Here is a 12,013-nt window from a genome sequence, read left to right as displayed (position 1 = left end):
TTACGAAAACCTTTTCGATAATACACAAGTATGACTATAACACATAACCCGATTATACCATCAGTCTCTTTCCTGTACCCCCATTTCATAAGTTTTTTTAGCCAGATTGTTGAACGTTTTCCCCCTCCAAGCATTTCAACTCCCAATGACAATAAGCCAAAAAGGCAACCCGTCAAACGGGTCACCTTCTCTGTTTTATAGAGGCCAATATATCTTCTTTAGGGGCATTAATGATTTAGCCTCTGAATCAAATGCATCATAATGCTGATTAATCAGCTCTACCAGTAGATCTGCATCTACCAAAGATACTGGAATGTTAGAACGTTCTGCTTCATATTTAGCCTCTCTGGTAAATCCACCTGTTGAAACATAAACCCCTTGATCACCGGGTCTTAATCCTCCGATAAAACTTCGAATTTCATTGGAACCCATCGCGTTTTTCCTATGTTTGACTTCCACCATAATTCTAGGCTGTTGCAGCCCCAAACCATCTGGCGATGCAATAATATCTCTTCCGCGATCAGGCCCTTTTACAGATATTCTTGTTTTGTATCCCATGCCTCTTAAGACACCAGCTACCAGACTCTGCATTTCTTCCCAATCTAAATGATTGAATTTGTCCTTTATAAATTCATGTGCTCTTTCAATTACATCTTCCTTGATTGTATCTAGTTCTGCCTGTTCTTTCTCAGTCTCTTCCGGTTGTGATTCAAAAGACTCAGCACTTTTGGATTTCAAAAAATGGATCAGTTCCTTCACTGTTTCATTTTGCAATGCAAAAAGAGTCATTATCGAACCTAGGGAATTCCGTGTGTTCGCTGTTAAAACATCTCGATTAACTAGCCCGTTCCACAACACCTTTCTATAGTGATTTTTGTCGGAAATAACCCCTTCACCAAATTCATAGTCTGACGTAATTTCCCCAATCAGATACTCGCGTGTTTGAGGATTATATGTAACAACCAAATCTCCTACTTTCATTTCATTAGCAAATCTGATTAACTGGCCCGCTGTTATATTTACTTTGCCATCCTTATAGTCAGGATACTCGTTACGAAGTCGCTTCTTCACATCATCGATATGTCTTACTTGGGCCAATGAACCTACTTCATTCCAGCCAATGGCTATCATCTGTGTTTCTTTGAACTCTTCAAAGAGATATGCATTCTCTCCGGCTCTAATAAACCAATTATTTTTACTCATAAATTCCTCCATAACTTGCTTATTTCTAACTTAATTAGAAGTTTCGTCATGGAAATGACATTCCCTGCATGAAAACTGTATATAGTTCAGTAATTATTACACTTTGAACTGCAAGTTGATCGTTAACCAAATCTAAAAAGTGACTTGAATTATCTCAAGTCACCTCTTATTTTGTAATACTTTATGCAGCTTTGAACTCACTTTAACCTCTATTCCTTGTGAAATGGGTTCCACCCTATGCCTTTGCCCGATGGCATCGCGCCAGGCACTCCGTCTGCTTCAAGCAGCGGACGGACAACCAACTTCACGGGCCACTCCTTGCTCTCGAATATCGCATGAGCGAGCGCGGCCCGGTCGAATTCAGGAAGCTGCACCTGTGCCAGCGCTTCCTTCCAAGCCTGCTCCGTGATCTCCCATAACTTCGTTTCCGGGATGTGATACACCTCGCTCAGTGCCTCCATGATCGCAGCCAGATTCACCTGCGCCCCCAAAGACTGCACATAAAAGATCAACTTCTGGATCGTCTCGTTATACAGGCTGTTCGAGTATCCCGGGCGAATATGATAGGCAGGGTCTGCAATACCATGCTGATCCAGATAAGGCTGATGCAGACGCACGGAATCATGGTCGCGGAACAAGAGACCCTTTACCTGATTATCCTTTAACACCAGACAGCAGTTCTGACCATGAATCTCAGGTACAACACCCACCTTGAACAGACGCATCACGATGTCATAGAACGTAGTCGCTACGTTAGTATAAAAGTCGAGAACGCCATCGCTGCTAAGGTTATCTCCCAGAATCTCCGTTAACAGATGATGTCCATCCAGATTTACACCCAGCGCAGCCATGGGGATGACTTTGTAGGATTCATCCAACAATTCAGGAGGATACACACGAATCTGTGCAGCCAGATGGCGGGGATGATCGTCGAACAGTCCCATGGATTCCGGCATGAAGCCCCACCAGTTCTGCTCTTCGCACATATATACCTTGTCCTTCAACGTCTCGTCACAAGCCATGGCCTGTCGTAACATCCGTTCTCCAGCAAGACCATTCAACAGTTTGACCACCGGCAGATAACGAGCAGCCCCCAGCGACAGCACACTAACCGGCAGCTTGAGCATCCTCGTGGATTCGGTTGACGGAGCCATCGAGCGCAGAGATGAAGTCGCCTGTACGTCGCCCGCTTCTATATCCAATACAACAATGCTGCCCTCTTCAATCTCTCCAGTGAAGCGAGGCAGGATCACATGCTGCAATTGCCATGGATGAACAGGTATGGGCAGATATTCGTAGAGCGTGATCCCTTTTCGGGCAAACTCGGCCTCCACCATTCCACGCTGAACATGGTCTAACACGTCCAAAATGGACAACCCATCTTCACAACCATGCTGCACGGCATCCAGACGGATAGCGACCCAGCACAACGCAATCGCCTTCCCGAATTCCGCTGCATACTGTGTTACATCCTCTGCATTGAATCCCACTTTGGCTTTGGACGATGGATGGAATGGACGATCCCGCAATGCCGCAACACGTTCACCTTTGATAAACCACTCATAAGCAGACACCGGAACGCAGGCGGACAGATACTGAACTTGTTCCCAGCCCAGAGCGTACTGCTCCACAGCAATATCCAGACTAGCTAGGAACTCCGCAACTCCAGGCTGCGCATAAGCCCCATCCGACAAAGCCCTCTGTAACACCGCACGTCCAACTTCTGCCGCAGAATCAAGGAGAACCCAGCTTCCATCTGGTTTCTCCTCATATATTGCTGAACCCTGAACCCACTGAATCGCTTGTCTCACTCCTGTTTCAATCAGACACAGTACACCTTGCGTATGCAATCTAATGTCAGAAGCACCATTCTGTATCTGCTCTTCGCCGTCATATTCCTTATACAATCGTCTGAATGGTGCAGGTGCTGCGGCAAAATCAATGAATGGGTGATCCTCCAGTGGGAGTAATTGCTCGACCAAAAATGAATTCATCAGATCCGCCATAATCCGGCGTTCAGCGGCTTGCAGACTGGAACGCTTCATCAGTGTTGACATGATTATTGTCCTCCGTTAGATAATGGAATGCCGGGTGCGGATGCCCCAGAAAATCATGATGCGAGATGGTCCAACAATAAGCTCCGGACTTTTCAAACAAAACAATGTCTCCCACCCGCATCAGTGCTACCTCCGCATCAGAATGCATGCGATCCTTGGGTGTACACAGCTCACCTACGATATGGACTCGACCATCCCTTACCTCTGGACGGGCAAATGAATGCTTCCAACGATCCGTCGCCATAATCTGAAACGGGTGGTTATGTCCCCATGAAGCAGGCAGACGATGATGATGCGTACCTCCCCTTAACACAGCAAAATGCTGATCATGAGAAGTTTTGATATCCGTAACCTCTGCGGCATAATACCCGTGGTCTGCCACAAGCAGTCGACCGGATTCAAAATACAACTCGCCTCCGCGTGAAACAAGGCGTTGTCTGGCTTCACTTTGCTCCAGCAGAGAAGTGAATAAAGGCCAGTCGAATCCGGGGCTGCCATCGTAAGTCACGCCGAATCCGCCTCCTGCATTCACCACTTCCACAGGAAGATCATACTCTTGCTGCCACTGCTCTACCTTTTGCAAATACAGCTCAATCATCTCGGCGTGCAGTCTGGCGTCCATATTGTTGGACAAAGAGTGAAAATGGAACCCGCTCAACCGAACAATACCCGCGTCTTCCACACGAATAAGTTCGATGGCTTCTTCCACTGCCTCTTCATCGATGCCAAAAGGACTTGGCCCGCCGCCCATGACAATCTTCGTCCGGGGTAACGTACTGCTTCGCAGATTAATTCGGAGAAGCACGTGCACTTCCTGCGCTTGCTTCTGTTGGGGCGCATGTTCTTGCTTCTGTTCTTGATCCTGTTTTTGCTGTCCTTGAATCGGTTCCTCGCCGTACTCCTGCGTATATCTCTGCTCCGGTTTCTGCTCCCGATCTTGCTTCTGCCTGCTCCCCTGCGCCTGCTCCTGATCCATCGCTCGCACCCTCGCAATCGCAATGATGCGCCTCAGCTCCAGCAGACTTTCCACATGGATATAACTCACGCCATGCTCAATGGCCAGTCGCAGCTCGCTCTCCTTCTTGCCTGGACCGCCGAACAGAATCGGAACCTCTCGACTTACGGCCCTAACTTTGAGCAACTCTCCAATGGAAGCCACTTCAAAGCCCTTTACCAATGGAAGCAACGCCTCAATGATTCGCGGATCAGGATTCGCCTTGATGGCATAGAACAACTGTGTATTTTCGGGCATGCTGCCCAGCATCTGACGTACCTTTTCCTGAATGCCAGCCAGATCATAGATATACGCACATACCGGGTCTTCCATCCCTCGTTGAAGTTCATCGATCGCCTGCCATACACTTGGTTTCATATCTGCCCACCCGCATTCCTGTAGTCATTCCGTTTTTGGGCATACGCCCGAAATGCCGTATTTCGGTCATCCCCCAGCACGTATATATGTACTCCCCGCTCAGCCCAGAGCGCCATGTCTTCCATGCCTCTCGTGACCGTAGCATAAGGTACTTCGCGCTGCTGCGCGGTAGCATGCAATTCATCCAGCGCACGTCTCACATCCGGGTGCTCGGTCTGCCATGGCACGCCGAGGGATTGCGACAGATCCGCCGCACCTTCCAATACAAAACTCACCTGAGGATGAGACAGAATCTGTGCACTCTGCCGAACACCCTCCGCACTTTCAATCATGGGGACAATCATCACTTGTTCGTTCGCTTCCCCAATGTATCCCGTGAGCGGATATTTCCCGAATACACCAGGACGACCACTATTCAAGCTTCGCATGCCAACCGGATGATAGTAGGCGTATCGAACCGCTTCTTCCACCTGCTCCAGTTGCTCGACATGCGGAATAACGATACCTTGGGCGCCACAGTCCAGCACTTTAAGAATCTCCGCTCGCTCCACCTTCGAGATACGTATCAGCGGAGTTAGGCCGACTAGTTCCGCAGCCCGGATCAATTCCTCTACCGATTCCATCGATGTTGTGGCATGTTCCAGATCAATGATGACAAAGTCATATTCCGCATGCCCGATCATCTCAATGATGATTGGATGCGGGATAGATACAAAAAGGCCATACACCGGCTGTTTCCGTGCAATCTTTTCCTTCAGCGTATTAATTCTCATTCGATGATTCCCTTTAATTCGAGCGTTCCCTGTGATTCCAGTGCATCCTTCGATACCTTGAGCGGATTGCTCGCCTTACGGAAATACAACTCCCCATCCCCATACAGACGGCGCTTGGTCATCTCTTCGATCAGTGCATCTTCGGCAAAAAGGTCAAATGCAACAAACCGCTCTGCGTATTCCGGATGCTGTTTCTGATAATCCACAATTACACCTGCGCACAGCTGCCAGAATGACTGCTCTGACAATCCAAACTTCTCAAAGGCCAACGCAACATCCGTCATGCAGATAAAGAAGAATGCGTCATACGTATAGTCACGGACTTCCGACACATCTCCCGCATAGATGAAAGAATACCGATTGAACTTGCGATGAGTTTCCGGCTCGGGGTTCAGCTTCGGTGCCTGTTGCGAGTGTAACAGTTGATCCGGTACGTAGCGGACACCATCATGCAGATCCTTGATAATGATTCGTTTCGGCAGATCATCTTCCAGTACCAAAATGATATTCTGAGCATGAGATTCCAGTGCAATCCCGTGTGCATAGAGCAGATGGATAATTGGCAGTGTAACTGTGTGTACAAGGGCCTCGCTCCACTTTTCCACACCATGTCGTTCTACAGCATCCTGGATAAATGGAACACCATCCGGTTGTACCAACATCAGCGCATTCAGCGGCCACGCCGTCTCACCTTGCTTTAGGTGAGCCGATACATTCTCCCGCCAGATGGCTCCGAGTGTACCGTAGGCCCGCCCATACTGCGTTGCAGGCAACTGCTCATAACGGAACGACAGTCCCATGATTTCTTTTAAAAGGCCAAACTGCGCCCGCTGCAACAGCTCATCTTCACGAACGAGATTATCCAGCCAATCGCTGATCAACGGTGCGTTCTGGGTCGTATGCTGTGCCAGAATCCGCGTGCTCGACGTGTTGGTAATGCTGAGAGCCAGCTTAATGTAAGGAGCTTCGGGGTTCACCCGGTTCGACAGCGAACGGATTGACTGCTGTGCACGATAGGGCGAAGACGATGGACCGAGATACACGATGTCTCCATCCATCAGTTGACGGGCATATACCGACTCCAACTGGTGCTCCCACTGCCACGGATGAACCGGAATGAACACATATCGATCATCCGCGTCAGAACCTCCTATTTCCCCATCCACTTTGCTACCTTCTCTGCCCGGGCTACGGACTGTTTCACCTTTTTCACGAACTGCCCCATGAAGCTTCGCTTGGCTTGTCTCTCCAACGCCCTCACGAACTTCGGTGCTGCTCCCCAACTGATCGGCACCCGCCACATATAAGTTGACCGTCTCACCTATGCCCGTTCGACCTTGTTGTTGCAGGATCTGTTGAAATCGCTCTACGTCCTCCGCAGTCAGATGCTGCCTTACCAATTCTTCAGAACTATAGCCCGCGGATACAGCGGTCTGAGCGAGTTCTTTTTTCACAGCCACCCAGACTAATGAAACTTCAGAGTTAAACTCAGGCCCATAGGCCAGATTGTCTTTCAGAGAAAACCCTAACCTCGACTTGTAACTCGGGTGATACAGATGACCGTCGGTCATGTGACTTTCGAGCGCATCATAATGACGATCTTCACGCGGAATGTTCAAAGGCAATATCGCCCGGCACTGGCTGTCCTTTGCCATCGTTTCGAGCAGCTCCTGAATAAAAGCCGTCACATTCGCACCCTTCAATGAATTCAGCACGATTTCTTCCAAAAACAGATCCAGATTGGTGCATGGTACGCCTTCCCTTTGAATCGAACCCTTCTTCACCTTCACTCGGCCAAATGAAAACTTTCGTTCGGCTTCACACGTGTACGCCACAGAATCGCCAGAAGATGTAAGGCCGCTGGTTCGCCATTTGTTCCCACTTACTTGACTGTCCAAAATGCCTTCGAACCACATCGCCTCCAACGTCTGACGCATGATCCGTTCCTGTACACCCACGTAGACTGCTTCTGTCCTGCCGCCTGCTTCAGCCCTGTATCCCACGACTCCCACGCACTTCACTCCCTATTTGTTTCATTACATTGCTCACCGACACGTAAACCGGGGTCTGGCTGATCCCTCTTACACAACTCACCAGATTTTGTTTGGCCAGAAATGCATCCGTTGTCAGCAGATGTTGCACATATGCATTGCCCGTTCGTTCCAGTTCCTCCACAAGTACCTCACGTACTTGCTTCCAGAAATGCTCCTCCGGGACGTTCACATCTCGCGCCATGGCATGAATCAGAGACCCCAGATGATTGACGATAAAATAGTACGATGTCCGCGCCCAGGCTTTCTCTCGCGAATAAAATAATAAATCGGACGTAGCACAATCCTGCTCACGGATAAGTTCCTCATCCACACTGACCCCTTCCAGATCGCGGACGATAAAGTCCACAGGCAACCCATCCTCCAATGTCACAAGGGTATTCTGCAAATGGGCTTCAAAATGAATGCCTTTCTCTCCCGCCGCCCGTACAATCGGCAGCAACGAACATGCCAGATAACAATCCAGCCAACGCTCAGCTATGTCACGTCCACCACCCAGCATCGTCATCAGCCTGGAGCGCATCCGGGGAAGTGGTGCCTCAACCAGACTGGATAAGACATACGTATTCGCAGGGTCGAACTCAATGGGTCGATAAGCTATCGTAAACAGACTCGTTAACTCTTCATCTTCAAAAGCACAAGTCGCTACACCTGTCTCGTACGCAATATGGGTATTCGGTTCAGCACCGAAGCAGTCATGCTGCCTGACGTATCTGGAGGCATCCAGTGTTCTGCGCATCTGCTCAGCACTGTTGGTGCGAATCATGTTGGTGATCTGCATGTTCAGTGACAGCTTGATATTGCAATTCCATGCCGGAACATAGACCGTACGGACCGAAGAGGTTGGATAGACGATAGGCCCCGCACTGCCAAGCAGAATTAATTTTTCATCTTGAAAATAGTGCTGTATCTCGGTCAACCGTGATATGTATGCGTATTGCCATGGATGGACGGGCAGCAGCCCATACATTTCACTCTTTTCTTTTAAAATCGGCTGCACATGGCTCCGCAAGAGTTCATGCAAATCCATCATTGCCTCGTCATCCACCCATTCTTGCATATAGACATCCTGCCTCACCGCGATATAACAGAGTTGAAACGATGTGCGCAGCTCCGGACTGTACTTCTGAACATCCTGCTCGCTGAAGCCTTTGGAATTCTTCGGAAAAGGGTGAAACGGATGACCAACCAACAAAGACTGTTCCGATGTGCGATAGTCGTGGATGTCGAGACCCGCTGCTTGTTCGATATACATGGTAAGGTTACGTACACTGTTATCTACCTTTTGTGCAAAATCTCTGGCATACGCCACCTCGACACGATTCGTACTCTCACCCAATGGCTGTGCAATATCCACCTCAACCGAGCTCTTCATTTCCACCGCACTCTTCAACATTCCACGTTGATCCAAACTCGCTCCCTGTTCCCCATTCCCGCTTAATTCAGATGTGATCCAACGTATCAGGTCGCGATAATGCACCGCTTCCCCGCCAGATTCCATGCTGAGGTATTCATGCTCCCCTATGGCAGAGTAATAAGACAAGCGTCCTGTCACCTTCACCCTACTAGCTTGAAAAGTAACAGTGTACGACAGCGTATTTGGATTGATCCGAATATTGCTTTCTTTCTCTAGCGCAAGCTCACGTATGTAACAGTTCAGCAACAGCTTGCACGAATGTTCATGGGCCTGCTGCTCAGCCTCAGACCGGAGCTTGTTTTCCATCTCGAACAATGATGCCAACCTTCTTTCGGGTTATAAGTAAGACCAGGGGAAGTGTAAGCAGTATGGCGCAGCCAAGTCCGATACAGATCTCTTTGAGCGCTCCCCATTTTGCCATCTCCATGGACGTTCCTGCCCCGGTAAGCCATTGCCAACGCATATCGTAATACAGGGTCATGCCCATCACCGCAAACGAAGAAGCCAGACGCTCAATCGTGGTTGATAATACCGACCCTTCGTGCATGTCTTCATCCGGTAATGCTTGCAGGCCAATCGCAGAGATACTCATGCCTGACAGACCAACGCCAATTCCACGGCACGCCATGAGCATACCTATAATCCAGATCGATGCTGCCATGGGCAGAACGGCAAATGACAGGATTGATATCGACACCAGCAACGTGCCCCATGCGATAAAATGCATGGACCGACCGCGATCCAGCAGACTGCCTCCGATCCACATGAACAGACTTGTGCAGATCGACAAGGGTATGAACAACGCACCGGACAAGGCTGGTGACAGGTGGAAGACATCCTGGAACAATAATGGCAATGCAAAGATCACACCAAACATGACACAATCCTGAATGGTCGAGATCAATACAGTCAGCGGAAAGATGGCATTACGTCGCAGCAACTGGTAACGTATCAGTGGTTCCTTGCGACCGTTCTCGGTCTGGACAAAACGAATAAGTAACGCCACACCGAGCGCAATCAGCAGCCAAGGTACCCATACTGGCACGACAGGACTCGCATACAACTGTACGCCCAGACTCAGGGCACCGACCGCGCAGATCAACAGCATGACACTGGTTGGATGCCATCGTTTCCTACGGGCAGGAATATAAGTCTGAATGACTCGACCGCAGCCGATAAACGAGAATATAGCCAGGGGCACATTGAGCCAGAACAGCATTTCAAGCCGTCCATACTGAATGATAAAACCACCCAGCGTTGGACCAGCAGCCGGAGCCAGCATAAGCAGCAAGCCCCACGCTCCTGTAATTCGTCCTCGCACCTCTGGTCCGTATACATCAAACAGCAACACAAGTGATAACGGAATCATCAGCCCCGCGGCAACGCCATGCATGAAACGAACCAGCAACAGTACTTCAATAGAGTGATAAAACAACGCACCAGCCACCGAGAACAGTCCATAGATACTGATGCCCAACATATACGTCTGCTTACGGCCCAGTCGGTCCACAATTAGGGAAGCCAGCGGCATTGTTAATGTCATGGCGAGCATGTATAGCGCGATGATCCATCCGCCTGCTGTCGTAGAAATCTGATAATATTGCACAAAATAAGGCAGCAGCAGGTTAAATGCACTGTTGGTCAGCACCAGCGAAAAGGCACCGATCAGAATCGCGAGTAATACTGCATGCCTTTTCATCAGGGACAGCTTCAGCATGCAGCCGTTGCTAAGGCAATCGCTTCAGCTACCGATTTCTCAAAGATCGCCAGGATCGCGCCCGATTCTTGCTCCGTAATATTCAGTGGCGGCAGAAAACGAACAACAGCTGAATGACGCCCGCCCAGTTCCACAATTAATCCATTCTTGAAACATTCACGTTGAATAGACTCAGCAAGTACACCATTAGGCAGATAATGTCCCAGACGATCCTTGCGTCCTGCCGGATTAACCACCTCGACGCCGATCATCAACCCTCTGCCACGCACATCACCAATCTCGGCGTGTCGCTCTTTCAATGCATTCAGTTGATTCATGAACTGCTCACTGCGCAGATGTACGTTGTGTAGAACATTCTGTTCCCGGATATAACGAAGTGTGGCAAGTCCCGCAGCCATGGCCAGCTGATTGCCACGGAACGTTCCTGTGTGTGCACCAGGCTGCCATTGGTCCAGCTCTTCCTTATAGATGACGACAGACATGGGCAGACTTCCGCCGACCGCTTTGGAGCAGATGATTACATCCGGTACAATTCCGGCATGTTCAAATGAAAACATACGGCCTGTGCGTCCGATGCCTGTCTGCACTTCGTCGATAATGAGCGGAATACTTCGCTCTGCCGTAATTCGGCGCAGCTCCTTCAGCCATTCAATGTCTGCCGGAATCGCCCCGCCTTCGCCCTGCACCGTCTCCACAATGACTCCGCACGGTGCAGCAATACCGCTCTCGCAATCATCGAGCAAGTTCTCGATATACTGTGCGCTTAACCGGGCCGTCATGCCTTCACCAACACCAAATGGGCAGCGGTATTCATAAGGAAAAGGCAGGAAATGAACATCCGGCAGCAGGCTTTGCAAATGTTGTTTCTTGCTCAGGTTGCCACTCATCGACATCGTCGCTTGGGTCGAACCGTGATAACCACCCTGAAAGGCAAGAATGGACTTGCCGCCTGTTGCATGTTTGACCAGCTTAATGGCTGCTTCTACGGCATCCGCTCCGGTTGGACCACAAAACTGAATTTTAGCCTTGCCCTGCATCTCTACTGGAAGAATGGAGAATAGCTCTTGCATATATGCAAGCTTCAGCGGTGTTGCCAAATCCAGTGTATGTAACGGAATCTGCTGATCCAGGACATCGCGAATGGCATTGACCACCGTGTCATGGTTATGCCCTAGCGCCAATGTTCCTGCACCAGCCAGGCAATCGTAGAATACGCGGCCTTCCGTATCCGTAATCTTCACCCCATGGGCCTTGCTAATGACAAGTGGGAAATGTCTGGGGTACGATCTTGCATTGGATTCCTTCTCATTTTGCATCTTCAGATATTCCGTCTGCACTTCTACTGACATAGCCCTTTAACGCTCCTTATCATCGATTCAGGCTTAACTGCTGCCTGTGATTCTTGTTCTGCCCTATTCATATA

Annotated in this window: 8 protein-coding genes; all 8 read right to left on the bottom strand. The window is 49.5% G+C overall.

What is annotated here, in order from left to right:
* Positions 1 to 195 precede the first annotated feature (195 nt).
* Complete coding sequence (locus MHB85_RS04825) at positions 196 to 1,203, bottom strand: restriction endonuclease (RefSeq protein WP_149846293.1); 1,008 nt, start codon at positions 1,201 to 1,203, stop codon at positions 196 to 198.
* Between the two features lie 209 nt (positions 1,204 to 1,412).
* Entirely contained in the window at positions 1,413 to 3,260 is a 1,848-nt protein-coding gene (locus tag MHB85_RS04820) for an IucA/IucC family protein (RefSeq protein ID WP_341072514.1), read from the bottom strand.
* Positions 3,220 to 4,632, bottom strand: a complete 1,413-nt coding sequence (locus tag MHB85_RS04815; protein WP_341072512.1) for a type III PLP-dependent enzyme — start codon at positions 4,630 to 4,632, stop codon at positions 3,220 to 3,222. The genes MHB85_RS04820 and MHB85_RS04815 overlap by 41 nt, the downstream gene beginning before the upstream one ends.
* The gene (locus MHB85_RS04810) at positions 4,629 to 5,405 is read right to left on the bottom strand and encodes an HpcH/HpaI aldolase family protein (protein ID WP_341072509.1); all 777 of its coding nucleotides are present in this window, start codon (positions 5,403 to 5,405) and stop codon (positions 4,629 to 4,631) included. Before MHB85_RS04810 ends, MHB85_RS04815 begins: the two co-directional genes overlap by 4 nt.
* Complete coding sequence (locus tag MHB85_RS04805; protein WP_341072506.1) at positions 5,402 to 7,417, bottom strand: IucA/IucC family protein; 2,016 nt, start codon at positions 7,415 to 7,417, stop codon at positions 5,402 to 5,404. The genes MHB85_RS04810 and MHB85_RS04805 overlap by 4 nt, the downstream gene beginning before the upstream one ends.
* Positions 7,392 to 9,179 carry an IucA/IucC family protein gene (locus MHB85_RS04800; RefSeq protein ID WP_341072504.1) on the bottom strand — a complete coding sequence of 596 codons (1,788 nt, stop codon included), beginning with the start codon at positions 9,177 to 9,179 and terminating at the stop codon, positions 7,392 to 7,394. The genes MHB85_RS04805 and MHB85_RS04800 overlap by 26 nt, the downstream gene beginning before the upstream one ends.
* A complete protein-coding gene (locus MHB85_RS04795; RefSeq protein WP_341072502.1) occupies positions 9,157 to 10,572 on the bottom strand; it encodes an MFS transporter in 1,416 nt (471 codons plus the stop codon). The genes MHB85_RS04800 and MHB85_RS04795 overlap by 23 nt, the downstream gene beginning before the upstream one ends.
* Before the next feature lie 11 nt (positions 10,573 to 10,583).
* Positions 10,584 to 11,939 carry a diaminobutyrate--2-oxoglutarate transaminase gene (locus MHB85_RS04790; RefSeq protein WP_091015873.1) on the bottom strand — a complete coding sequence of 452 codons (1,356 nt, stop codon included), beginning with the start codon at positions 11,937 to 11,939 and terminating at the stop codon, positions 10,584 to 10,586.
* Positions 11,940 to 12,013 lie beyond the last annotated feature (74 nt).

It is taken from the genome of Paenibacillus sp. FSL K6-4396 (assembly GCF_038002525.1).
GTDB lineage: Bacteria > Bacillota > Bacilli > Paenibacillales > Paenibacillaceae > Paenibacillus > Paenibacillus amylolyticus_B.
This window is presented reverse-complemented; position numbering and strand designations above follow the sequence as displayed.